Raw genomic sequence first — 25,157 nt, forward strand, 5'->3', positions numbered from 1 at the left:
CGCCCCCATGCAAAGCACCCTCTCCCAATCGTCCGGTAACCGCTTTTCCCAGTACATGGCGCTGACGAAGCCGCGTGTCACGCAGCTCGCGGTGTTCTGCGCGGTGATCGGCATGTTCCTCGCGACGCCGGGCATGGTGCCGTGGCATGTGCTGATCGGCGGCACCGTCGGCATCTGGCTGCTGGCCGGCGCCGCGTTCGCGATCAACTGCCTCGTCGAGCAGAAGATCGACGCGATGATGCGTCGCACCGCGTGGCGCCCGTCCGCGCGCGGCGAGATCACGACGCCGCAGATCCTGCTGTTCTCGGCCGTGCTCGGCAGCGTCGGCGCATGGACGCTCTATACGTTCACGAACCCGCTGACGATGTGGCTGACGATCGCGACGTTCGTCGGCTACGCGGTGATCTACACGCTGCTGCTCAAGCCGATGACGCCGCAGAACATCGTGATCGGCGGCGCGTCGGGCGCGATGCCGCCGGCGCTCGGCTGGGCCGCGGTCACCGGCGCGGTGCCGGGCGACGCGTGGATCCTCGTGCTGATCATCTTCGTATGGACGCCGCCGCATTTCTGGGTGCTCGCGCTCTATCGCCGCAAGGATTACGAGAACGCCGGACTGCCGATGCTGCCCGTCACGCACGGCGAGAAGTTCACGCGGCTGCACATCCTGCTGTACACGGTGATCCTGTTCGCGGTCACGCTGATGCCGTTCATCTCCGGGATGAGCGGGGTCGTCTACCTGACGAGCGCGGTGCTGCTCGGCGCGGTGTTCCTCGCGTATGCGTGGAAGATCCATCGCGACTATTCGGACGCACTCGCCCGCAAGGCCTTCCGCTACTCGATCGTCTATCTGTCGCTGCTGTTCGCCGCGCTGCTCGTCGATCACTATGCACGCCCGCTGCTCGGCGTGTAACCGCACGGTTTGAACGCAATGCTCCAATCACGGTTTGGGCGCCGCGCGCGCCAGGGCTGGATGCTCGCGTGCGCATTCACGGTAGCGCTGCTGCTCGCCGGATGCGACAACGCGCCGAAATTCCAGAATCTCGACATCACCGGCAACACGCAGTTCGGCAGCGACTTCTCGCTGCCCGATACGACCGGCAAGGTCCGCACCCTCGCCGACTTCAAGGGCCGTGCCGTCGTGATGTTCTTCGGCTATACGCATTGCCCGGACGTGTGCCCGACCACGATGGCCGAATTGTCCGAGGCGCTGAAGCAGCTCGGGCCGGATGCCGCGAAGCGCGTGCAGGTGCTGTTCGTCACCGTCGATCCGGAGCGCGACACGCCGGCGCTGCTCGGCCAGTACGTGCCCGCGTTCGATCCGTCGTTCATTGGCCTGCGGCCGGCCGACGAAGCGCAACTCAAGAAAGTCACGAAGGATTTCCGCGTGTACTACGCGAAGGTGCCCGGCAAGACGCCCGGCAACTACACGATGGATCACACGGCCGCGAGCTACGTGTTCGACCGCGACGGCAAGCTGCGCCTGTTCGTGCGCGACGGCCAGGGCCCGGCCCCGTGGGTCCACGACCTGAAGCTGCTGGTCGACTGACCGGCAGCCGCCGGGCGCCGGCCCGGCGATCGCGTGACGGCCGTTCCGCGTCGTCACGTTTTCTTTCCCTCATCGTTGTGTGCATGCGCTGCCCGTCGGGCGGCGCGTCGGCATGCTCGCGCGTTGCGCCGAAGCCGCGTTACGGCAGCGCCGGCACGTTGAAGCCGGAGGCGGCGCGCGTGATCCGGAATTCCGCCACGCGATACGTGGCGAGCCCCTCGGTGATGAACGGGTCGGTCTCGAGGATCGCGTCGAGCGCGTCGCGATCGATGCGGGCCGCGAGGATCACGCCGCCTTCGCGCGGCACCTTCGGCCCCGCCGCGATGAAGATGCCCTTGTCGAACTGCGGCTGCAGGTACGCGCGGTGGCGTTCGAGCGCGTCGTCGATGCGCTCGAGCGACGCGGTGTAGTGGATGTCGATGACGTACATGGATGGCCCTGGAATGATGCCGGCGCTTCGCGCACCGGCCAGCCGGTCTTTTTAGCACAGCGGACGCGGGCTGTCGCGCGGGCGCGGCCTCGCGACGGGCGGCGTGCCCGTCGCTCGCCGGTTCGCCGCGGCGACGTGTATTCAAGATGTAAGCCTCGCTGCCGTAAATAAAGGAGCAACCGTTTGCGCGCGACAGGCCGTTCGCGCGTCGGATGCATCGACATCGACAGAGGCACGCAGATGAGCAGAATGAGTTTGAACCGCAAGCTGTGGCTCGCGCTTGCGCTGGTATGGATCGGTCTTTTGGGTGTCGGCGCATGGAGCGCCTACGAGACGCGCGCGACGATGCTCGCCGAACGCAAGGCCGGCATCGCGAATCTTGTCGACTCGGCGGCGGGCATCGTGAAGGCCTATTACACGCTCGCGCAGAACGGCGCGCTGCCCGAGGCCGACGCGAAGCGCGACGCGCTCGCACGCCTCGCCGCGATGCGCTACGGCGATTCGGGCTATGTGTTCGTGATGGATTCGAAGCCGGTCGTGCTGATGCATCCGACGCTGCCGAAGCTCGTCGACACGCAGGTCGGCGACTATCTCGATCCGGACGGCAAGCCGCTGTTCGTGACGATTCTGAACGCGGCGAAGGCGACCGGCAGCGGGTTCGCCGAATATCGCGGGCGGCTGCCGCACAGCGAGACGGCCGTGCCGAAGATCAGCTACGTCACGCGGTTCGCGCCATGGGACTGGAACATCTCGAGCGGCGTGTTCCTGAAGGACATCGACACCGTCTACTACCGGACGCTGCTCGGCCATCTGGCCGTGGTGTTCGTGATCGGCCTCGTGATCAGCGCGGCGATGCTGGTGATCATCCGCAACGTGCGCGGCAGCCTCGGCGGCGAGCCGGACGAAGCGGCCGCGCTCGCGACGCGCATCGCTCAGGGCGACCTGACGCAGCCGGTGCCGGTGCGCGCGGGCGACCGCACGAGCATGATGGCCGCGATGCACGACATGCAGGCGCGGCTGCAGGCGACGATCGGCGGGATTCGCCAGTCGGCCGAAGCGATCGCGTCGGCGAGCCGCCAGATCTCGGCCGGCAACGACGACCTGTCGCAGCGCACCGAGGAGCAGGCCGCGTCGCTCGAGGAAACGGCCGCGAGCATGGAGCAACTGACCGCGACGGTGAAGCAGAACGCCGACAACGCGCGGCAGGCGAGCGGGCTCGCGAACAATGCATCGGACATCGCGCGCACGGGCAGCGACGTCGTGAACCGCGTGATCGGCACGATGGGCGAGATCGACGACAGCTCGCGCAAGATCGCCGACATCATCGGCGTGATCGAGGGCATCGCGTTCCAGACCAACATCCTCGCGCTGAACGCGGCGGTCGAGGCCGCGCGCGCGGGCGAGCAGGGCCGCGGCTTCGCGGTGGTCGCGGGCGAGGTGCGCTCGCTCGCGCAGCGCAGCGCGACGGCCGCGAAGGAAATCCGCGAGCTGATCGTCGATTCGGTCGAGCGCGTGCGCAACGGGTCGACGCTGGTCGGCCAGGCCGGCACGACGATGGGCGAGATCCTGCAGGCGGTCGCGCGCGTGACCGACATCATGGGCGAGATCGCTGCCGCGTCCGAGGAGCAGGCGAGCGGCATCACGCAGGTCGGGCGCGCGGTCACGCAGATGGACCAGGTGACCCAGCAGAACGCGGCGCTGGTCGAGGAAGCCGCCGCGGCGGCCGCATCGCTGCAGGAACAGGCCGCGCGGCTGCGTGATGCGGTCGGCGCATTCCGGGTCGGCAATACCGGCGGCCCGTCGCCGCGCGGGACCGGCGCGCGGGCGGCCGAACCGGCCTTCGGCGCACAGGCGACCAACGAGACGGTGGCGGCGTGACGCATGTCGGCCGATGGGGTAAAGCACCGAGAAGGAAATGCAACTAAAGGCCGGGTCGTGCATCGGCCGCCAAAGCACTGCGCCGGTGCATACCCATATGAGCGGGATGTATTTCACTTCGCGTCGATCCTGTGACACCATTTGGCCCTTCCTGCGAGTCGGGACATACCCGTATCGCGCCCCATTTCAAGTAAGCAAGAAAGCGAGAAACAGATGAAGCGTCGCAGTCTCCTGAAGGTATTTTCCGTACTGGCTACCGGTGCCGCGCTGACGCTGTCGGCAGGCGCGCACGCCGAAGACAAGGTGATCAAGGTCGGCACGGTCGCCGGCCCGGATTCGGAAGTGTGGCAAGTCGTGCAGAAAGTCGCGAAAGAGAAGGAAGGCCTGAACGTGAAGGTCATCGAGTTCAACGACTACGTGCAGCCGAACGCGGCGCTCGATTCGGGCGACCTCGACGCGAACAGCTTCCAGCACCAGCCCTACCTCGACAGCCAGGTGAAGCAGCGCGGCTACAAGATCGTCAGCGCCGGCTTGACGTACATTTCGCCGATCGGCGTGTATTCGAAGAAGTTCAAGTCGCTGAAGGATCTGCCGCAAGGCGCGAAGCTCGCGGTGCCGAACGATCCGTCGAACGAGAACCGCGCGCTGCTGCTGTTGCAGACGCAAGGCGTGATCAAGCTGAAGGCCGGCGCGGGCACGGGCGGCAACAACGCGACGGTGCTCGACATCGCCGAGAATCCGAAGAAGCTGAAGATCTCCGAGCTCGACGCCGCGCAACTGCCGCGCGTGCTGTCGGACGTCGACGCAGCCGTGATCAACACGAACTACGCGCTCGCCGCGAACCTGCAGCCGACCAAGGACGCGATCGCGCTCGAAGCGCTGACGAGCCCGTACGCGAACCTGATCGCCGTGCGCGCGAAGGACAAGGATCAGCCGTGGGTGAAGAAGCTGGTCAAGGCGTACCAGTCGCCGGAAGTGAAGGAGTTCATCAAGAAGCAGTTCAAGGGATCGATGGTCGCGTCGTTCTGAACGCCGCTCACCGGTCGGACCGCTGAACGAAAGGGCCTGCATCGCGCAGGCCCTTTTTTCGTTGGCGTGGCAGCCGCGCCTACATCTCGCCGCGCCGCGAGCAGATCGACATGATCTGCTGGATCGCGTAGTTGTCGCGCACGCCGGGCAGCGATTGCACGACGCACTCGTGAAAGCGCCGTTCGCGCGGCAGCAGCATCGCGTTGTTGCGGTACAGCGCGTCGCACGAACGCTGGATCAGCTGCGCGGCGGCACCGTTGCGGCTCTCGCGCAGCGCATTGAGCATGCAGTCGTCGTATTGCGCGCTGCTGTCGGTCAGCGCGAATGCCGCACCCGGCAGCGCCAGCGCGACGGCCGCGAATGCGATCGCACGAATCGTTCGTTTCATGTCCTCTCCGATAGAGTGGATCGGGTCGGCGGACAGCATAACGTAAAGCTGTGAACGCGGCTGACGCGTTGCGTCGGGACCGGCGCGGAGCGCCGCCAGCCGGGCTTTCCAGGCATTTCATGGCGGTGCGGCGGTGCCGCGCATCGGCCGCTCGCGCGAAAGCTCGGAGTCAGGCGGTGGTCTGCTGAAATGGTATCCTCATGCGTTCGCCGCTGTACGCCTTCCCGGGGCGCATGGGCCGGCCGCCGCCGTGTTGCACGTGCGGCGACGCCCGCATGACGGCGGCGGGAATCCATCATCCAGAACCGACACAATACGGGGGAGACTCACCCATGAATCGTTTCAAGACTTTCGCGATCCGCTCGATCACGGCCGGCGCGGCCGCACTCGCGCTGGCCGGCGCCGCGCACGCGCAGACGGTCAAGGTACTGTCGATCGTCGATCATCCGGCGCTCGACGCGATCCGCGACGGCGTGCGCGCCGAACTGAAGGCGCAAGGCTACGGCGACGACAAGCTCAAATGGGAATACCAGAGCGCACAGGGCAACACGGGCACGGCCGCGCAGATCGCGCGCAAGTTCGTCGGCGACCGTCCCGACGTGATCGTCGCGATCGCGACGCCGGCCGCGCAGTCGGTCGTCGCGGCGACGAAGAGCGTGCCGGTCGTCTACTCGGGCGTGACCGACCCGGTCGCCGCGCAGCTCGTGAAAGGCTGGGGCCCGTCGGGTACCAACGTGACGGGCGTGTCCGACAAGCTGCCGCTCGATCGCCAGGTCGCGCTGATCAAGCGCGTCGTGCCGAATGCGAAGACGGTCGGCATGGTCTACAACCCGGGCGAGGCGAACTCGGTCGTCGTCGTGAAGGCGCTCAAGGAACTGCTCGCGAAGCAGGGGATGACGCTCAAGGAAGCGGCCGCGCCGCGCACCGTCGACATCGGCCCGGCCGCGAAGAGCCTGATCGGCAAGGTCGACGTGATCTACACGAATACGGACAACAACGTCGTGTCGGCGTACGAAGCGTTGGTGAAGGTCGCGAACGAAGCGAAGATTCCGCTCGTCGCCGGCGATACCGACAGCGTGAAGCGCGGCGGCATCGCGGCGCTCGGCATCAATTACGGCGATCTGGGCCGCCAGACCGGCAAGGTCGTCGCGCGGATCCTGAAGGGCGAGAAGCCGGGCGCAATCGCATCGGAGACGAGCAACAACCTCGAACTGTTCGTGAACACCGGCGCGGCCGCGAAGCAGAGCGTCACGCTGGCGCCGGATCTCGTGAAGGAAGCGAAGACGGTCATCAAGTAAGCCGCGGCCCGACCGCCGCGCTTGCAGGCCCGATCCGGGTCTCGACGATATCGCCGGACGGGCGGCTCCCACCCGGGGCCGTCCGTTCGTTTCGCCCGGCCGTACACGTCCGGCCGGGAAGCAACAGGATTTCCCCATCATGTCTCTGTTCTCGTTTCTGGGCGCGCTGGAGATCGGCCTGATCTTCAGCCTCGTCGCCCTCGGGGTGCTGATCTCGTTTCGCATCCTCAACTTCCCCGACCTCACCGTCGACGGCAGCTTTCCGCTCGGCGGCGCCGTCGCCGCGACGCTGATCTCGGCCGGCTACGACCCGGTTTCCGCGACGCTGCTCGCGATCGTCGCGGGCGCGCTGGCCGGCTTCGTCACAGGCTGGCTGAACGTGCGCCTGAAGATCATGGATCTGCTCGCCAGTATCCTGATGATGATCGCGCTCTACTCGGTGAACCTGCGGATCATGGGCCGGCCGAACGTGCCGCTGATCACCGAGCCGACGCTGTTCACCATGCTGCAGCCCGACTGGATGCCCGATTACGTGCTGCGCCCGGCGCTGCTCGCGATCGTCGTCGTGATCGCGAAGCTCGGCCTCGACTGGTTCTTCTCGTCGCAGCTCGGCCTCGCGATGCGCGCGACCGGCGCGAATCCGCGGATGGCGCGTGCGCAAGGCATCGCGACCGGCCGCGCGACGCTCGCCGGGATGGCGCTGTCGAACGCGCTCGTCGCGCTCGCGGGCGCCCTGTTCGCGCAGACGCAGGGCGGCGCCGACATCTCGATGGGGATCGGCACGATCGTGATCGGGCTGGCCGCGGTGATCATCGGCGAGACGCTGCTGCCCGCGCGCCGGCTGGTGCTGACGACGCTCGCCGTCGTGCTCGGCGCGATCGTCTACCGCTTCTTCATCGCGCTCGCGCTGAACAGCGAATTCATCGGCCTGAAGGCGCAGGACCTGAACCTCGTGACGGCCGCGCTCGTCACGATCGCGCTGGTGCTGCCGGCGACGCGCAAGAAGCTGTTCGCGCGCAAGAACGGAGGGGCATGACATGCTGTCCGCACAAGACCTGAAACTCACGTTCAATCCCGGCACGCCGATCGAGACACGCGCGCTGCGCGGGCTGTCGCTCGAGATTCCCGACGGCCAGTTCGTCGCGGTGATCGGCTCGAACGGCGCCGGCAAGTCGACTTTCCTCAATGCGGTCAGCGGCGATCAGCGCGTCGATTCGGGGCGTATCGCGATCGACGGCACGGATGTGACGCGCAAGGCCGCGTGGGACCGTGCGCACCTCGTCGCGCGCGTGTTCCAGGATCCGATGGCCGGCACCTGCGAGGCGCTGACGATCGAGGAGAACATGGCGCTCGCGATGGCGCGCGGCGTGCGGCGCGGTTTCCGGGCCGCGCTCGATCGCCCGTCGCGCGAGCTGTTCCGCGACAAGCTGCGGCTCCTGAACCTCGGGCTGGAAAACCGGCTGACCGACCGGATCGGGCTGCTGTCGGGCGGGCAGCGGCAGGCCGTGAGCCTGCTGATGGCATCGCTGCGGCCGTCGCGCATCCTGCTGCTCGACGAGCACACGGCCGCGCTCGACCCGAAGACGGCCGCGTTCGTACTGGAGCTGACCGCGCGCATCGTCGCCGACAGCAAGCTGACGACGATGATGGTCACGCACAGCATGCGGCAGGCGCTCGACTACGGCGACCGCACGGTGATGCTGCACCAGGGGCAGGTCGTGCTCGACGTGGCGGGCGACGCGCGCAAGGGACTCGACGTGCCGGACTTGCTGCAGATGTTCGAGAAGGTGCGGCACGAGCAGCTCGACGACGACGCGTTGTTGCTGGGGTGATTTGGGCTGCTTTCGGCTGGGTCTCTCGGGTGTTCCCGGCTGCTTTCGCTGGATTCTGGCTGATCCGGGCTGATCGACCGGACGGCTGCTCGGGCCGCCCCGGCCGGCGCGCAGGTTTCGCGTCGGTCGAGCGGTCCGTTTTCGTATGCGGAATGGGGCCGTTCCGTCATGTCGGCACGACCTTCGATTCCGCGGCGGCGGACGCGTGCGTTCCGGCCCTCCCGGGCCTTCCCGACGATCTGCATGTCCCTTTTTGTTGAGACCTGACAGCGCCCGGCGCGATCCTCTATACTGTATATCCATACAGCATCGAGTCGCATGATGTCCGCGTCATCCCTGTCCCCCGAAACCCTTCATCCGTCGCTGTGGCGCGGCTCGCAGCTTGCGCGCGGCGGTCCGCGCACGATCGACACGGGTTTCGCATCGCTGTCCGCCGAACTGCCGGGCGGCGGCTGGCCGGTCGGCGGCCTCGTCGAACTGCTGGCCGCGCAGCCGGGCTGCGGCGAGATGCGGCTGCTCGCGCCCGCGCTCGCCCACAGCGTCAGCGCACGGCGGCCGCTCGCGCTCGTCGCCCCGCCGCAGTCGCCGCATGCCACCGCGCTCGCCAGTCTCGGCGTGCCGGCCGACGCGCTGCTGTGGTTGCGCGCGGGAAGCCGCACCGATGCGCTGTGGGCCGCCGAGCAGGCGCTCAAGACCGGCTGCTGCGGCGCGCTGCTGCTCTGGCAGGACGCGCGGCCCGATGCGCTGCGGCGCCTGCATCTCGCGGCCGCGCGCACCGGCGATACGCTGTTCGTGATGCTGCGGTCGCTGTCGGCCGCGCGGCAGCCGTCGCCGGCCGTGCTGCGCGTCGCGCTGTATCCGGTGCCGGGCGGCGTGTCGCTCGACATCGTCAAGCGTCGCGGGCCCGCGCGCGGAGAGCCGCTCGTGCTCGATTTGCCGTCACCCATCGTGGAGAGCCGCTATGCGCGTCTTGCTCGGCATCCATCTGCCGCGCCTGCCGCTCGACGTGTGCGCCCCGCCGCCGTCTGACGGCAGCGCGGGCGACGCAGGTGAAGCTGACGACGCAGGCTGCGCGGTGCTCGAACAGGGTGTCGTGCTGATCGCCGATGCGGCCGCGCGCCGGCAGGGCGTGCGCGCGGGCATGAAGCGCGGCGGCGTGCTCACGCTCGCGCCCGACACGCAACTCGTCGAACGCGATCCCGCACGCGAAGCCGATGCGCTGCGCGCGGTCGCGCTCGCGCTGCTGCGCTTTTCGCCGTGCGTCGCGCTCGACAGCGAAGCCACGCTCATCGTCGACGTCGGCCCGAGCCTGCGGCTGTTCGGCGGCCTGCCGTCGCTGTGCCGCCAGGTGCGCGCAACGCTTGCGGCGCTCGGCTATGCCGCGCGCCTGTCCGCCGCACCGACCGGGTGCGGCGCATGGCTGCTGGCACGCGTATCGGCTCGTGCGCGGATCCGGCGCCGCGTCGCGCGCCAGGCCTCGTTCGTCCGCACGCTCGACGGGCTGCCGTGCGTGCTGTTGCCCGATGCGCGTCCGTATGCGGGCTGGTTCGACGGCCTTGGCTGTCGCACGCTCGCCGATCTGCGCCGCCTGCCGCGCGCGGGGCTGCAGCGGCGCTGCGGTCCCGCGCTGCTGGCCGCGCTAGATCGCGCGTACGGCGACGCGGTCGAGCCGCTCGCATGGATGGCGGTGCCGCCCGTGTTCGATGTGCGGCTCGAATTGCCGGAGCGTGTCGAATACGCGGAGGCCGTGCTGTTCGCCGCGCGGCGGCTCGTCGTGCAGCTATGCGGCTGGCTGGCCGCGCGGCAACTATCGCTGGCCGCGATGACGTTCGATCTCGAGCACGAGCGCGGCCGACAGGCCGTGCCGCCGACGCCACTGGAGCTCGCGTTCGCCGCACCCGTGCGCGACGAGGTGCATTTCATGCGGCTGCTCGGCGAGCGGCTCGCACGCGTCGAGTTGCCGGCCGCGGTGATCGCGGTGCGTCTGAAGGCCACGCGCGTCGAATCGGTCGCGCCGCCGGCCGACGATCTCTTTCCCGAGCCGGGCGGTACGCGGGAAACCCGCGAGCGGTTGTTCGAGCTGCTGGTCGCGCGGCTCGGTGCGGAGAATGTATTGCACGCGGCGCCTGTCGCCGATTACCGGCCCGAGGTTGCGAACCGCTGGCTGCCGCTCGATACGCAAGCGGGCAAGTCGGCAGGTGGCCCGCCGGCCGTGCCGCCGCGTCCCGCGTGGCTGCTTGCCGAACCGCTGCCGTTGCTGATGCGCGGCGAGCGGCCGGTATTTCATACGCCGCTGCGGATGATGTCGTCGCCGGAGCGGATCGAGGCAGGGTGGTTCGACGGTCAGCTCGCTGCGCGCGATTACCACGTCGCGCAGGACGAAGCCGGTGCGTGCTATTGGGTGTTCAGGGAGCGAGCGGGAAGCGAGTCCGAACCACACTGGTTCCTGCACGGCCTGTTCGGGTGAACGAAGATGGTTGCGGATTTCAGCGGGCTGCCCGATTACGCGGAGTTGTTCTGCCGCTCGAATTTCTCGTTCCTGCATGGCGCGTCGCATGCGGAGGAACTGATCGAGCGTGCGGCGGAACTCGGCTATCGCGGGATCGCGATCACCGACGAATGCTCGCTCGCGGGTGCGCCGCGCATGCATGTCGCGGCGAAGGCGAAAGAATTGCCGCTCGTCATCGGATCGTACTTCGACGTCACGCCGGATGACGTCGCGCCCGGCCACGATCCGGGCCCCGGTGCGTTCGGGCTCGTGCTGCTCGCGCAGAACCGCGAGGGGTACGGCAATCTTTCCGAGCTGATTTCGTGGCGGCGGATGGCGGCACCTAAGGGGACGTACACGCTGACGCCGCGAATGCTGTCGGCGCCGCCGGCAGAATTCGCACACTTGCGCGGCATGCCCGATTGCTTCGCGATTCTCGTGCCGGCGTATCCCGTTCGCGCGAATGTGCTCGATGCGCAGGTCGCGTGGTTCCGCGCGACGTTCGGCGAGCGGGCGCGGCTCGGGCTCGTGCAATTGCAGCGCGCGCTGGATGGTGTGCAGCGTGACGAGATTCGCGAGGCCGGCGAGCGACGCGGCGTGCGCGTCGTCGCGCTGGGCGACGTGACGATGCACCGGCGCTCGTGCAAGCCGCTGCAGGACGTGATGACGGCGATCCGCGTTGGGATGCCGGTCTCTGAATGCGGCCATGCGCTCGCACCGAACGCGGAACAGCATCTGCGTTCGCGCGGGCGGATCGCGAAGTTGTTTTCGGCGGTGGAGATCGCGGAGACGTGTGCGATGCTCGATGCATGCAATTTCGAACTCGCCGATCTGAAGTATGAATATCCCCTCGAACTCGTGCCGCGCGGACACACGCCGACCAGTTACCTGAAGCAGGAGACGTGGGCAGGTGTAGCCCGACGCTATTGGAATGGTGTACCGGCGAAAGTGGCGAAGCAGATTCGATATGAGCTTGCCCTGATCGAGAAACTGAAATACGAGCCGTTCTTCCTGACCGTCTACGACATCGTCAAATATGCGCGCAGCCAGAACATCTTGTGCCAAGGGCGAGGCTCGGCTGCGAACTCGGTGGTCTGTTATTGCCTCGGCATCACCGAAGTCAATCCCGACCAGAGCACGATGCTGTTCGAGCGCTTCATCAGCGTGGAGCGCGGCGAGCCGCCGGATATCGACGTCGACTTCGAGCATCAGCGTCGGGAAGAAGTGATTCAGCACATCTACAAAAAATACGGACACGATCGCGCCGCGCTCGCGGCTGCCGTCTCGACGTATCGTCCGCGTGGCGTGCTGCGCGAAACCGGCAAGGCGCTCGGTGTCGACCCGATGCTGATCGATCGCGTCGCGAAAGGGCACCGCTGGTTCGACGGCAGCCGCGATCTGCTGAAGCAATTCGCGTCGGTCGATCTCGATCCCGGCACGCCGATCATTCAGGCATGGGCCGAACTCGCCGCGCGTCTGCTCAACTTTCCGCGCCATCTGTCGCAGCACTCCGGCGGCTTCGTGATCAGCCGCGGCAAGCTCACGCGGCTCGTGCCGGTCGAGAACGCGGCGATGGACGGGCGGCGCGTGATCCAGTGGGACAAGGACGACCTCGAAGCGCTCGGGCTGATGAAGGTCGACGTGCTCGCGCTCGGCATGCTGTCGGCGCTGCATCGCGCGTTCGACCTGCGCACCGCGTGGCGCGGCCCAGCGAAGGACGGCAAGCCGTTCACGCTGAAGCACATCCCGCAGGATGACGAAGCGACCTACGACATGATCTGCCGCGCCGATACGGTCGGCGTGTTCCAGATCGAATCGCGCGCGCAGATGTCGATGCTGCCGCGCTTGCGGCCGCGCGACTATTACGATCTGGTGGTTCAGGTATCGATCGTGCGGCCCGGCCCGATCCAGGGCGGCGCGGTGCATCCGTATCTGAAACGGCGCAGGATCATGGCAGGCGAAGAAAAGGGCGAGGTCACGTACCCGAGCGACGCGCTCAAGGAAGTGCTCGAACGCACGCTCGGCGTGCCGATCTTCCAGGAGCAGGTGATGCAGATTGCGATCGTCGCCGCCGGATTCACGCCCGGCGAGGCCGACGACCTGCGCCGGGCGATGGCCGCGTGGAAACGCAAGGGCAACCTCGAGAAGTATTACAACAAGATCGTCGACGGGATGCTCGAGCGGAACTACACGCGCGAATTCGCCGAACAGATCTTCGAGCAGATCAAGGGCTTCGGCGAATACGGCTTCCCCGAGAGCCACGCGGCCAGTTTCGCGAAACTGGCCTATGCGAGCAGCTGGCTCAAATGCCACGAACCGGCGATTTTTCTCGCCGCGCTGCTGAACAGCCAACCGATGGGTTTCTATCCGCCGTCGCAACTTGTGCAGGATGCAAAGCGCCACGGCGTGCAGGTCCTGCCGATCGACGTGACGCAAAGCGGTTGGGAAGCATCGCTCGAAGCGCTGCCCGGCCAGCCACCTCCACACGGTCAGCCGGCTGTGCGGCTCGGTCTGTCGCTCGTAAGTGGCTTCGGCGAAGCCGCCGCGCGCCGGATCGAAGCCGCGCGCGTAGCTGGCCCATTCATGAATGTCGACGAACTTGCCCGCCGCGCGCAACTCGAACGCCGCGACCTCGAAGCGCTCGCCGCCGCGAATGCACTCGCGACGCTCGCCGGTCATCGCCGCGATGCGCTATGGCAGGCCGTCGCCGCCGCGCCGGAGCGCGACCTGCTCGCCGCCGCGCCGATCGACGAACCGGACAAGCCCGCGCTCGGCGCGCCGTCCGAAGCCGACGAGATCCTCGCCGATTACGACACCACCGGCCTTACGCTGAACCGCCATCCGGTCGCGCTGCTGCGGACCGCGCTGCGCGCGCGGCGGCTGTCGTCCGCGGCAGAGCTGCACGACCGCGCCGACGGCCGGCTCGCGCGCGCCTGCGGGCTTGTGACCGCTCGACAGATGCCGGGCACTGCGAAAGGCGTGATGTTCATGACGCTCGAGGACGAAACCGGCTGCGTGAACGTGATCGTCCGGCCCGAACTGCTCGCGCGGCAGCGTCGTGAAACACTCGATTCGCGGCTGCTCGCGGCGTCAGGTGTGTGGCAGGTCGTGAGCGACGTGAGGCACCTCGTCGCGCAGCATTTCGAGGATCTGACGCCGCTGCTTGGTGGCCTGCGTACGTCGAGCCGGGAATTTCACTGACTCCACCGACGCATGCCGCCCGGCGATGCATACCAGTTGGCTCAACTGGTTCTATTTCGGTCTCATATCCACACCCGAAACCCGGCTGAATCGCGCACTGGAACCGTCCCCTTGCATACCACCTCGGGTAAATCCCTATCCCGCACTGCGTTGTAAACAAAGGCTTTGCCGGCACTAAAACGCTTGCCGCACAAGGCTTTCGGCGATTTCCACGACGCTAATACCAGTTCGTTGACTGGTATTATGGTGGTTATATAATGCGTTCACTTTCGACGGTCCGTGATCGTCGTCCGACACGCGGAGGCACATGGAAACCGGCTGGTCCGAACTGGCGCCCGACCCCCTCGACGACACGCCGCTCTATCTGCAGCTCGCCCGCAAGCTGGCGAGCGCGATCCACGCAGGCGCGTGGCGGGCCGGCGAGGCGCTGCCGTCGGAGCGGCTGCTGTCGGTGTCGATCGGCGTGTCGCGGATCACCGCGCGTCGTGCGCTCGCGCTGCTGGTGGAGCAGGGGCTGATCAAGCGGGTGCGCGGCGCGGGCAGCTTCATCACGCCGCGGGTCGCCGATCCGCTGTCGCATCTCGTCGGCTTCACCGCGAAGATGCGGCAGCGCGGCTTCGTGCCCGATTCGGTGTGGCTGTCGCGCACGCTGCGCGCCGCGAGCCGCGACGAGATCACGCATCTCGGCCTCGCACCGGGCGCGACGGTGGCGCGGCTCGAACGGCTGCGCCGCGCGGACGGCATCGTGATGGCCGTCGAGCATTCGACGCTGCCCGCCGCGGTGGTGCCCGATCCGCAGGTGCTCGGCGCGTCGCTGTACGAATACCTCGAGGCGCGCGGCACGACCGTCGTGCGCGCGCTGCAGCACTTTCGCGCGGCGAACGCGACGCACGCGATCGCGAAATGGATGGCGGTGAAGCCGGGCTCGGCCCTGCTGGTGATCACGCGGATCGGCTACGGCGTCGACCAGCGCGCGATCGAAATGAGCGAAACGTATTGCCGCGACGACTATTACGACTTCGTCGCCGAACTGAAACGCTGACGCGCGAGACTGCCCGCCACCACGCGCGATGGAACGCAATCGCGCGCGATGAATCGCAACGAATTGGCAAATCACGACGCGGATGCCCGCGTCACCAGATCATCAAGAGAACGTCATGCTGACTGGCAACATCCTTACCCCCGACGGCTGGATTCACGGCTCGCTCGATAGCGAGAACGGCCGCATCACCACGCTCGACGGCACGCCCGCCGATCCCGCGACGAACGACGCACCGTACATCCTGCCCGGCTTCATCGACCTGCACGTGCACGGCGGCGGCGGCGCCGACGTGATGGAAGGCGGCGACGCGATCGAAACGATCGTCCGCACCCACGCGCAATTCGGCACGACGAGCCTGCTCGCGACGACGATGACCGCGCCGCGCGACGAACTGATGGAGGTCGTCGCGAACCTCGGCACCGTCGCGCGCACCCGCACGCCGGGCGGCGCGCGCGTGCTCGGCGTGCATCTCGAAGGGCCGTACATCAACCCCGGCAAGCTCGGCGCGCAGCCCGACGCGGCCGTGTCGGCCGTGCTCGATGAGGTGCTGAAGTACCTGTCGATCGCGCCGATCCGCGTCGTCACGCTCGCGCCGGAAATCGCGGGCCACATCGAGATCATCGGCGAGATGGCCGCGCGCGGCGTGCGCGTGCAGCTCGGCCACTCGCTCGCGACCTACGACGACGCGGTCGCCGCGCTCAAGCACGGCGCATGCGGCTTCACGCACCTGTTCAACGCGATGTCGCCGCTGCATCACCGCAACCCGGGCCTCGTCGGCGCCGCGCTCGCGCATGCCGAATACGCGGAAATCATTCCCGACCTGCTGCACGTCCACCCCGGCGCGATTCGCGCGGCGCTGCGCGCGATCCCGCGCCTGTACGTCGTGACCGACAGCACGTCCGCCACCGGCATGCCCGACGGCGAATACCGGCTCGGCAGCCAGCACGTGACGAAATGCCTCGGCGGCGTGCGGCTCGCCGACGGCACGCTCGCCGGCAGCACGCTGACGATGGACCAGGCGCTGCGCAACCTCGTGTCGCTCGGCCTGCCGCTCGCCGACGTGTCGAACCGGATGTCGCGCTACGCGGCCGACTACCTCGGCGTCGCCGATCGCGGTCGCCTCGAGCGCGGCGCATGGGCCGACCTCGCGGTATTCGATCGCGACCTGAACCTCACCGCGACCTACGTCGAAGGAGAATCGATTGTCGAATATGCTTAAGGAAGCGCGCGAGTCCGCCCAGGTCGTCGCCGCGCAGATCGCCGACACCACGCGCGTCGAAGCGCTCGCCGGCCAGTTGCTCGACCACCCGCCGGCCGTCGCCTTGACGGTCGCGCGCGGCAGCTCGGATCACGCCGCCAGCTATTTCGCGAGCCTGACGATGAGCCGCCTCGGCGTGCCGGTCGCGTCGCTGCCGATGTCGGTCGCGACGCTGCAGCAGGCGCCGCTGAAGGTGCAGGATCAGCTCGCGATCGCGTTTTCCCAGTCGGGCAAGAGCCCCGATCTCGTCAATACGATGGCCGCACTGCGCGAAGCCGGCGCACGAACCGTCGCCGCCGTGAACGTCCTGCCGTCGCCGCTCGCCGACGCATGCGAGCATCAGTTGCCGCTGCTCGCCGGCCCCGAACTGTCGGTCGCCGCGACGAAGAGCTATATCGCGATGCTGTCGCTGTCGGCGCAGATCGTCGCGTACTGGCAGCGCGACGCCGCGCTGATCACCGCGCTGCGCGGCCTGCCCGACGTGCTCGCGCAGGCCGGCCGGCTCGACTGGTCGCAGGCCGTCGCGGCGCTCGCGGGCGTCGAACGGATGATCGTCATCGGCCGCGGCCTGGGCCTCGCGATCGCGCAGGAAGCCGCGCTGAAGCTGAAGGAAACGTCCGGCATCCAGGCCGAGGCGTTCTCGAGCGCCGAAGTGCGCCACGGCCCGATGGAGCTGATCGACCGCGACTATCCGCTGCTCGTGTTCGCGCCGCCCGGGCCCGAGCAGGCCGGCCTGCTGCAGCTCGCCGCGGACATGCGCGCCCGCGGCGCCGCCGTGCTGCTCGCGGCGCCCGCCGGCACGCCCGGCGTATCGGGCACCGTGCTGCCGCTCGCGCAGTCCGCCCATTCGGCGCTCGACCCGATCGCCGCCATTCTTTCGTTCTACGTGATGGCGGCGGATCTCGCCGTCGCACGCGGCCGCAATCCCGACACGCCGCGCCACCTGAACAAAGTCACCGAAACGCACTGATAGCCGAGAAAGCCGATGAGACGCGCCGAGGAATCCCAGTTGAAGAGCCCCACCCCCGATCAGATCGTTCTGCTCAGCCCGTTGACGGGGCCGATCGTCGCCCTGGCCGACGTGCCCGATCCGGTGTTCTCCGGCGGGATGTTCGGCGACGGCATCGGCATCGACCCGCTCGCGGGCCGGCTCGTCGCGCCGTGCGCGGGCGTCGTGTCGCATTTGGCGCGCACCGGCCACGCGGTGACGATCACGACGCCGCAAGGCGCGGAAGTGCTGCTGCACATCGGCATCGACACCGTCGAGCTGAACGGGCAGGGCTTCATCGCGCACGTCGAAGCCGGCGCGCGCGTCGAGGCGGGCGCGCTGTTGATCGAGTTCGACCAGGACACGGTGGCGCGCCACGCGCATTCGCTCGTGTCGGTGATCGCGATCGCGAATTCCGACGCGTTCGAGGTGGTCGATCGCGCGAGCGGTTTCGCGACCGCCGGCGAGACGCCGTTGCTCGCGCTGCGCGGCAAGGGCGAGGCCGCCGCGCAGGCGGCGCAGGCCGGCGCGGCCGCGCACAACGAAGTGCGCCGCGAGATCGTGCTCGCGCAGCCTGGCGGCCTGCATGCGCGGCCGGCGGCCCGGGCGCGTGAAGCCGTGCGCGGGTTCGACGCGGCCGTCGACGTGCTGTTCGATGGCCGCAAGGCGTCGATCGCGAGCGTCGTCGGCCTGCTCGGCCTCGGTGCCGGCGAAGGCGCGACGGTCGAACTGGTCGGCCGCGGCGCGCACGCGCAACAGGCCGTCGATGCGGTCGAGCGCGAGCTGCTGCGCGAAGCGCACGGCGAAGTCGAGGAACAGCCGGCGCGGCTGAAATCGCCCGCGCCGCGGACGGTCGCACGCAACGTCGGCGCACCCATCGATCCGAACACGCTCGCGGGCGTATGCGCGGCGCCCGGCATCGCGGTCGGCGCGCTGGTGCGTCTCGACGATGCGGACATCGTGCCGCCCGAGCAGGCATCCGGCACGCCCGCTACGGAAAGCCGACGGCTCGATCAGGCGCTGAAGGCCGTCGACGCCGAACTCGACGAAACGGTACGCAGCGCCTCGGCGCGCGGCGCGGTCGGCGAAGCAGGGATTTTCGCGGTGCACCGCGTGCTGCTCGAGGATCCGACGCTGATCGACGCGGCGCGCGACCTGATCAGCCTCGGCAAGGGCGCGGGCTTCGCGTGGCGCGCGACGATCCGCACGCAGATCGACACGCTGTCGAAGCTCGACGACGCGCTGCTCGCCGAACGCGCGGCCGACCTGCGCGACATCGAGAAACGCGTGCTGCGCGCGCTCGGCCACACGAACGGCGCCGCGCGTGTGCTGCCCGACGAGGCCGTGCTCGCGGCCGAGGAATTTACGCCGTCCGACCTGTCGTCGCTCGATCGCGAGCGCGTGACCGCGCTCGTGATGGCGCGCGGCGGTGCGACGTCGCACGCGGCGATCATCGCGCGGCAGCTCGGCATTCCGGCGCTGGTGGCGGTCGGCGATGCGCTGTACGCGATTCCGGACGGCACGCAGGTCGTCGTCGATGCGAGCGCGGGCCGGCTCGAACATGCCCCGACCGCGCTCGACGTCGAGCGCGCGCGGCACGAGCGCCAGCGCCTGGACGGCGTGCGCGAGGCGAACCGGCAACAGGCCGGCGAGGCGGCCGCGACGGTCGACGGCCGCGCGATCGAGGTCGCCGCGAACATCGCGACGCTCGACGACGCGAACACCGCGGTCGACAACGGCGCGGACGCGGTCGGCCTGCTGCGCACCGAGCTGATGTTCATCCATCGCCAGGCCGCGCCGACGGCGGTCGAACACCAGCAGAGCTACCAGTCGATCATCGACGCGCTGCAGGGCCGCACGGCGATCATCCGCACGCTCGACGTCGGCGCGGACAAGGAAGTCGACTACCTGACGCTGCCGCCCGAACCGAACCCGGCGCTCGGCCTGCGCGGCATCCGTCTCGCGCAGGTGCGCCCCGATCTGCTCGACGATCAATTGCAGGGCCTGCTCGCGGTGAAGCCGTTCGGCGCGGTGCGCATCCTGCTGCCGATGGTGACCGACGCGGGCGAGATCGTGCGGTTGAGAAAGCGCATCGACGAATTCGCGCGCGCGCAGGGCCGCACCGAGCCGATCGAGGTCGGCGTGATGATCGAGGTGCCGTCGGCCGCGCTGCTGGCCGACCAGCTCGCGCAGCACGCGGATTTCCTGTCGATCGGCACCAACGACCTGACCCAGTACACGCTCGCGATGGACCGCTGCCAGGCCGACCTGGCCGCGCAGTCCGACGGCCTGCATCCGGCCGTGCTGCGCCTGATCGACATCGCGGTGCGCGGCGCCGCGAAGCACGGCAAGTGGGTCGGCGTATGCGGCGCGCTCGGCGGCGATCCGCTGGCGGTGCCGGTCCTGGTGGGCCTCGGCGTGACCGAACTGTCGGTCGACCCGGTGTCGGTGCCGGGCATCAAGGCGCGTGTGCGCCGTCTCGATTACCAGTTGTGCCGTCAGCGCGCGCAGGATCTGCTCGCGCTCGATTCGGCACAGGCGGTAAGGGCAGCAAGCCGCGAGGTCTGGCCGCTCGACTGAGCGTCGACGGCAGGTTCGCGACCGGTTTCACGACGAAGGCAAGTAGTTCAACGACGATTAATGACGAGACAAGGATTGGAGGACTGAATGAACGGGAATCCGTTTCTGAAAATACAGGGCCTGGGCCGGGCGCTGATGCTGCCGATCGCGGTATTGCCGGTCGCCGGCATCCTGCTGCGGCTCGGCCAGCCGGACGTGTTCAACATCAAGATGATCGCCGACGCCGGCGGCGCGATCTTCGACAACCTGCCGCTGCTGTTCGCGATCGGCGTGGCGGTCGGCTTCGCGAAGGACAACAACGGCGTGGCGGCGCTCGCGGGCGCGATCGGTTACCTGATCGAAACCGCGATCATGAAGGACATCGATCCCAAGCTGAACATGGGCGTGCTGTCCGGGATCATCGCGGGTGTCGTCGCGGGCCTGCTGTACAACCGCTACAAGGACATCAAGCTGCCGGACTACCTCGCGTTCTTCGGCGGCAAGCGGTTCGTGCCGATCATCACGGGGCTGGTCTGCGTGATACTGGGCATCGCGTTCGGGTACGTCTGGCAGCCGATCCAGCATGCGATCGATGCGGCCGGCCAGTGGCTGACGACGGCGGGCGCGATCGGTGCGTTCGTGTTCGGCTTCCTGAACCGTCTGCTGCTCGTCACCGGCCTGCACCACATCATCAACTCGCTCGCGTGGTTCGTGTTCGGCAACTTCACGCCGCCCGCCGGCGGCGAGATCGTGCACGGCGACCTGCACCGCTTCTTCGCGGGCGACCCGACCGCGGGCACCTTCATGGCCGGCTTCTTCCCGATCATGATGTTCGGCCTGCCGGCGGCGTGTCTCGCGATGCTGCATGAAGCGCCGAAGGAGCGCCGCGCGATGGTCGGCGGCCTGCTGTTCTCGATGGCGCTGACGTCGTTCCTGACCGGCGTGACCGAGCCGATCGAGTTCAGCTTCATGTTCCTCGCGCCGGTGCTGTACGTGATCCACGCGGTGCTGACGGGGTTGTCGCTCGCGATCTGCCAGATCCTCGGCGTGAAGCTCGGCTTCACGTTCTCGGCCGGCGCGATCGACTACGTGCTGAACTACGGGCTGTCGACGAAGGGCTGGATCGCGATTCCGCTCGGCATCGCGTACGGCGTCGCGTACTACGGGCTGTTCCGCTTCTTCATCCGCAAGTTCAACATGGCCACGCCGGGCCGTGAGCCGGCATCGACCGATGCAGCCGCGGAGTCGTACGCATCGGGCGGCTTCGTCGCGCCGGGCGCGGCTGCAACGGCTGCCGCACCGCGTGCGCAACGCTACATCGCCGCGCTCGGCGGGGCGGCCAACCTGTCGGTCGTCGACGCGTGCACGACGCGCCTGCGCCTGAGCGTCGTCGATCCGGAGAAGGTATCGGAGCCGGAACTGAAGTCGATCGGCGCACGCGGCGTGCTCAAGCGCGGCGGCAACAGCGTGCAGGTGATCATCGGGCCCGAGGCCGACATCATCGCCGACGAGATGCGTGCCGCGATCGGCGGCGGCGCGACCGGTGCCGCATCGGCCGCAACCGGCGCTGCCGCGCAGCCCGTCACGGGCGCGGCCGCCGGCCCGCTCGATCCGGAGCCGGCCCGCTGGCTCGCGGTGTTCGGCGGGGCGACCAACGTCGCGTCGCTCGAGGTGGTGGCCACCACGCGCCTGCGCGTGGTCGTGCGCGATCCGTCGGCGGTCGATCAGGAGCGTCTCGGCACGCTCGACGTCGCATGGGTGTCGCTCGACACGTTCCACATCGTCTGCGGCAACGCGGCGGCTCGCTATGCCGAACAGCTCGGCGCGCGCCTGCCGCCGTCGGGCGGCGGGGCGGCCGCACAACCGGCGTGATGCGGTGAAGCCGGCCTGATCGATCCGCGCGGCGGATCCGGGCCGGCGGTCAAACGAAAACGGCTTGCGACGCACGCGTCGCAAGCCGTTTTTTTTGGGGGGCGGGCGAGGCGCGATGCGTTTGCCCGCATCGCGCATTACCCGATACCTTCAGCCGTTCACGGATTCGTCAGCGTGAAGGTCGGCTTCCGGTAGCCGACGCCGGCGCGGTCGAGCTTCGGCAATTCGCGCTGCGTGAGCAGCGTCGCGAAGCCGGCCCAGTCGCGCTGCAGCGCGGCGATGTCGACGTGGTGCGTGTCGCCGCGCTTGAAACGCACGCTGGCCGCATACGGCAGCTCCCAGTCGGCCCGGTGCCACGCGCGCTCGGCGAGCGCGAGCAGCCGTGGATAGGCCATGTATTCGAGGAAGGTGTCGTTGCGCATCACTTCGCCCCACGCCTGGCCCTGCATGCCTTCGATGCGCGGCGCGGGGCCCGTGCCCGTCACCTCGAACGGATTGCCGTCACGGTCGCCCATCACTTCGGCGTTCTGCGGCAGGTTCTCCGGCGCGAACGAGAACACCTTGTACTCGTCGGTTGCATGCGAGCCCCAGTAGTAGCCGCGCTCGCGAGGATTGAGCGTGTACGGGAAGTCGAAGTACAGGTAGTCGGGCAGCGCGAGTACCGTCAGATAGCCCTTGCCGCTCAGGTCGCGCGCGCTGTCCGACGCCCCCCAGAAGATCGTGTCCCACAGCGACACCATCACGTGGCGCGTGCTGAAATCCTGCGGCCCGTTCGCATGCTTGATGCCGTCCTGCCACGCGGCCATCGTGCCGATCCCGTTCGCGTTGACCGCCGCGCTCACCTGTTTCGCGAAGCGCGTCGGCAGTTCGTCGATCGACTTGATCTCGCCGCGCTGGAGCAGCGCCGTGCACGCGGGCGAGCGCGCCCACGGCTTGTCCTGCGCGGCCAGATCGATGCGCCCCTTGTTCGGGTCGGTGCCGTTCAGCGGCTGGAAGCCGCCGCCGAGGAAGATGTTCTTCGCTTCGTCGCCGCCGTAGTGCCAGGTCTGCAGCGGCGCCTGCGCGTCCGCGTGCATCGCCGCGATCTCGCGGATCACCTTCGACGCGAAGTTGAGCGCGCCCGGCACGCACGGGTTCAGGTCGCTGCGCCGATCGTAGAACTGCACCGTCGTCAGGTTCGTCGTGTCCTGCGGGTCGAGCAGCCGGTACGCGTTCGCTTCCTGCTCGCGGCCGGCCGCATGCAGCCGCCGGTAGCGCGCCTCCATCGTCACGACGGCCGCCCGTGCATGCGCGGGCATGTCGATCTCGGGGATGATCTGCACGAAGCGCGCGGCCGCGTAGCGAACCAGCGCCACGTAGTCGTCGCGCGTCAGGTAGCCGCCGCCCGAGCGGTTGTCGGGGCCGGAGCCGAGCTGCGGCAGCAGGCAGCGCGTCTCGCTCGGGTCGTGGCAGCGGCGTCCCCCGATCTCGGTCAGCTCGGGCAGGCCGGGAATCTCGATGCGCCAGCCTTCGTCGTCGGACAGATGCAGGTGCAGGCGGTTGAGCTTGTACGCGCTCATCTGGTCGATCAGGCGGCGCAGCGTCGCCGGATGCTTGAAGTTGCGCGCGAGGTCGACGTGCATGCCGCGATGCGTGAAGCGCGGCGCGTCCTCGACGAGCATCGCCGGGATCGGGCCGCCGCCGGCCGGCGCGAGCGAGTAGAGCGTCTGCACGCCGTAGTAGAGGCCCGCGCGATCGTAGCCTTCGATCAGCACGCCGCGCGGCCCGATCGCGAGCCGGTAGCCGCCCGGTGTCGCGATGTCGGCCGGCAGCCGGCGCGGCGCGATGGCGCCGCGAACCGGCACGCGCGCGCCGTCGAGCCCGAGGGTCGCCGCGCGCTCGCGCAGCGCCGCGACCTGTGCGTCCGGCAGGTCGGGCAGCGCGAGTTCGACGCCGCGCAGCTCGAGCGTGCCGGGCAGCGGCTGTTCGCGCTTCACGCTCGGCAGCGCGCGGCCCGGATCGGGCCGTGCGGCCACCGGCGGCGCGTTGCCGGTCGAGTTGTTCTGCGCGTCGGCCGGCAGCGATTCGACGTAGCGCAGTTCGTTGTCGGTGTCGTTGTAGCGCAGCACGGCCGGCGGCGCCCCGTCGACGACGACATACGGGCGCGGAATCACGTCGCTGTAGCGCAGCAGCCAGTATTCGGCGACGAACGGCAGCTCGATGCGCTCGCCGGGCGCGAGCCGCACCGAGCCCGGCTGCGGCGTCAGTTCGTACAGGTCGCCGGTGAGCCGCCGCAGCGCGAAGCCCGGGCGATCGATCCGCAGCAGGCGGCGGATGCTGTGCAGGTAGAGCTTCCAGCCGCCGTCGGCGATCGCCTGGTGGCCGCGGTTCTGCAGGATCAGGCGGCCGGTCGCGCAGGCGGCGCCGTCGGCGCCGAGATCGGCGCACGGCACGCCGGCCGCGGCCGCGTGGTTGTTGTCGACGGCCACGCGCAACGCGAGGCCGTTCGACAGCAGCGTCGCGAGACTGGCCGCCTGGGCGGCGGCCGATTGCGCGGTGCCGGCGCTCGTGGCAGCGGCGGCCGACGCCGGCACCGCCGAGATCGCGGCCGGCGACAGCGCCGCGATCAGCAGACCGGCAATGAGGGAGGGCAAGGTAAGCTTCATTCGAACTCCTGAGAAAAAGGGGGCGTAGCGACGTCGTGACGCGACGTCGCTGCGAGCGGGTCTTTCAGTGGAGCTGCGGGAGATACCAGCACGCGGGGCGATGCGGGTGCCCCGCGCGCATTCGGCACGCGGGAGCGTGCGTTACGGAACGGGAGGCGGGCATGCGTGCCGATCGGACCGGCGCGGCGCCGGGCGCGGATTCATCGGCGGTACGCGGCAATCGCCACGCCGGCGAGGTGGCGGCAGCCGGCGGCATTCGTCCGGTCGCGCACGAGCGCGACGACGGCGCGCGCCGTGGCACACGCACGTCGACACGGCGCGCAGGCGCACGCCACATACGGGATTCGCATGTCTCCCCCCACCCAGAAGGAATCGGCCTGTCAGCGGCCGTGTCCAACGATCTTATGAAACCTTTTATTGGTATTCAAGTGGTATCAATCTGGCGCTAAATTGGCATCGCCGTGCGATGCCTGCCAGCGCGGCCGGGACGAAAAAAAACCTCGCGCGAAGCGAGGTTCTTTCCTTCCGGACGGCGGCGGCCGGCGCGATCGGCCGCGCGCGTATCGCGCGTTGGTGCGTCAGTCGCGGCGTGCACGCACCGGCGCTTCCTGCGGCTTCTGCCGCGCTTCGAGCCACATCGCGTTGACGATGCCGAACGACAGCGCGACGCCGATACCGAGAATCCAGCTGAAATACCACATGA

At 68.7% G+C, this 25,157-nt stretch carries 19 protein-coding genes; 15 read left to right on the forward strand and 4 right to left on the reverse strand.

The window, feature by feature from the left end:
- The first annotated feature begins 7 nt into the window (after positions 1 to 7).
- Both cyoE and HWX09_RS19895 read left to right on the forward strand, forming a co-directional pair.
- Positions 8 to 910 carry a heme o synthase gene (gene cyoE / locus HWX09_RS19890; RefSeq protein WP_027785500.1) on the forward strand — a complete coding sequence of 301 codons (903 nt, stop codon included), beginning with the start codon at positions 8 to 10 and terminating at the stop codon, positions 908 to 910.
- 18 nt (positions 911 to 928) lie between these two features.
- Positions 929 to 1,546 carry an SCO family protein gene (locus tag HWX09_RS19895; protein WP_027785499.1) on the forward strand — a complete coding sequence of 206 codons (618 nt, stop codon included), beginning with the start codon at positions 929 to 931 and terminating at the stop codon, positions 1,544 to 1,546.
- Positions 1,547 to 1,685: 139 nt separating this feature from the next.
- On the opposite strand, the gene HWX09_RS19900 is transcribed toward HWX09_RS19895, so the two are convergent.
- Positions 1,686 to 1,976, reverse strand: a complete 291-nt coding sequence (locus HWX09_RS19900; protein WP_027785498.1) for a YciI family protein — start codon at positions 1,974 to 1,976, stop codon at positions 1,686 to 1,688.
- A gap of 240 nt (positions 1,977 to 2,216) precedes the next feature.
- On the opposite strand from HWX09_RS19900, the gene HWX09_RS19905 reads away from it, so the two are divergent.
- Positions 2,217 to 3,854, forward strand: a complete 1,638-nt coding sequence (locus tag HWX09_RS19905; RefSeq protein WP_027785497.1) for a methyl-accepting chemotaxis protein — start codon at positions 2,217 to 2,219, stop codon at positions 3,852 to 3,854.
- Positions 3,855 to 4,067: 213 nt separating this feature from the next.
- Positions 4,068 to 4,883 (forward strand): MetQ/NlpA family ABC transporter substrate-binding protein, encoded by an 816-nt coding sequence (locus HWX09_RS19910; RefSeq protein WP_006477742.1) that lies wholly within the window; start codon positions 4,068 to 4,070, stop codon positions 4,881 to 4,883.
- A gap of 79 nt (positions 4,884 to 4,962) precedes the next feature.
- Here the strand turns inward: HWX09_RS19910 and HWX09_RS19915 are convergent, their stop codons facing one another.
- A complete protein-coding gene (locus HWX09_RS19915; RefSeq protein WP_027785496.1) occupies positions 4,963 to 5,271 on the reverse strand; it encodes a VF_A0006 family four-cysteine protein in 309 nt (102 codons plus the stop codon).
- A 332-nt stretch (positions 5,272 to 5,603) separates the two neighbouring features.
- On the opposite strand from HWX09_RS19915, the gene HWX09_RS19920 reads away from it, so the two are divergent.
- From HWX09_RS19920 to nagE, 11 genes are all read left to right on the forward strand, one after another.
- Positions 5,604 to 6,569 (forward strand): ABC transporter substrate-binding protein, encoded by a 966-nt coding sequence (locus HWX09_RS19920; protein ID WP_027785495.1) that lies wholly within the window; start codon positions 5,604 to 5,606, stop codon positions 6,567 to 6,569.
- Between the two features lie 139 nt (positions 6,570 to 6,708).
- Positions 6,709 to 7,605: an ABC transporter permease gene (locus HWX09_RS19925; RefSeq protein WP_027785494.1), complete on the forward strand. Its 897-nt coding sequence runs from the start codon at positions 6,709 to 6,711 to the stop codon at positions 7,603 to 7,605.
- A 1-nt stretch (position 7,606) separates the two neighbouring features.
- On the forward strand, positions 7,607 to 8,401 hold the full coding sequence (locus tag HWX09_RS19930) for an ABC transporter ATP-binding protein (RefSeq protein ID WP_027785493.1): 795 nt from the start codon (positions 7,607 to 7,609) through the stop codon (positions 8,399 to 8,401).
- Between the two features lie 321 nt (positions 8,402 to 8,722).
- Complete coding sequence (gene imuA, locus HWX09_RS19935) at positions 8,723 to 9,430, forward strand: translesion DNA synthesis-associated protein ImuA (RefSeq protein WP_027785492.1); 708 nt, start codon at positions 8,723 to 8,725, stop codon at positions 9,428 to 9,430.
- On the forward strand, positions 9,363 to 10,868 hold the full coding sequence (locus HWX09_RS19940; RefSeq protein ID WP_027785491.1) for a DNA polymerase Y family protein: 1,506 nt from the start codon (positions 9,363 to 9,365) through the stop codon (positions 10,866 to 10,868). Before imuA ends, HWX09_RS19940 begins: the two co-directional genes overlap by 68 nt.
- A 6-nt stretch (positions 10,869 to 10,874) precedes the next feature.
- Entirely contained in the window at positions 10,875 to 14,090 is a 3,216-nt protein-coding gene (locus tag HWX09_RS19945) for an error-prone DNA polymerase (RefSeq protein ID WP_027785490.1), read from the forward strand.
- A 307-nt stretch (positions 14,091 to 14,397) separates the two neighbouring features.
- The gene (locus tag HWX09_RS19950) at positions 14,398 to 15,132 is read left to right on the forward strand and encodes a GntR family transcriptional regulator (protein WP_027785489.1); all 735 of its coding nucleotides are present in this window, start codon (positions 14,398 to 14,400) and stop codon (positions 15,130 to 15,132) included.
- Positions 15,133 to 15,247: 115 nt separating this feature from the next.
- Positions 15,248 to 16,351 carry an N-acetylglucosamine-6-phosphate deacetylase gene (nagA, locus tag HWX09_RS19955; RefSeq protein ID WP_027785488.1) on the forward strand — a complete coding sequence of 368 codons (1,104 nt, stop codon included), beginning with the start codon at positions 15,248 to 15,250 and terminating at the stop codon, positions 16,349 to 16,351.
- The gene (locus HWX09_RS19960; protein WP_027785487.1) at positions 16,344 to 17,360 is read left to right on the forward strand and encodes an SIS domain-containing protein; all 1,017 of its coding nucleotides are present in this window, start codon (positions 16,344 to 16,346) and stop codon (positions 17,358 to 17,360) included. The genes nagA and HWX09_RS19960 overlap by 8 nt, the downstream gene beginning before the upstream one ends.
- Positions 17,361 to 17,375: 15 nt before the next feature.
- Positions 17,376 to 19,958 (forward strand): phosphoenolpyruvate--protein phosphotransferase, encoded by a 2,583-nt coding sequence (gene ptsP, locus HWX09_RS19965; RefSeq protein ID WP_027785486.1) that lies wholly within the window; start codon positions 17,376 to 17,378, stop codon positions 19,956 to 19,958.
- A gap of 87 nt (positions 19,959 to 20,045) precedes the next feature.
- Entirely contained in the window at positions 20,046 to 21,809 is a 1,764-nt protein-coding gene (gene nagE / locus HWX09_RS19970) for an N-acetylglucosamine-specific PTS transporter subunit IIBC (protein WP_027785485.1), read from the forward strand.
- Between the two features lie 158 nt (positions 21,810 to 21,967).
- Here nagE and HWX09_RS19975 read toward each other — a convergent pair whose 3' ends face one another.
- A complete protein-coding gene (locus HWX09_RS19975) occupies positions 21,968 to 24,454 on the reverse strand; it encodes a family 20 glycosylhydrolase (RefSeq protein ID WP_027785484.1) in 2,487 nt (828 codons plus the stop codon).
- 578 nt (positions 24,455 to 25,032) lie between these two features.
- Positions 25,033 to 25,155: a cytochrome bd-I oxidase subunit CydX gene (gene cydX, locus HWX09_RS19980; protein WP_006483737.1), complete on the reverse strand. Its 123-nt coding sequence runs from the start codon at positions 25,153 to 25,155 to the stop codon at positions 25,033 to 25,035.
- Positions 25,156 to 25,157 lie beyond the last annotated feature (2 nt).

This window comes from Burkholderia sp. BCC1208 (assembly GCF_902833095.1).
Lineage (GTDB): Bacteria > Pseudomonadota > Gammaproteobacteria > Burkholderiales > Burkholderiaceae > Burkholderia.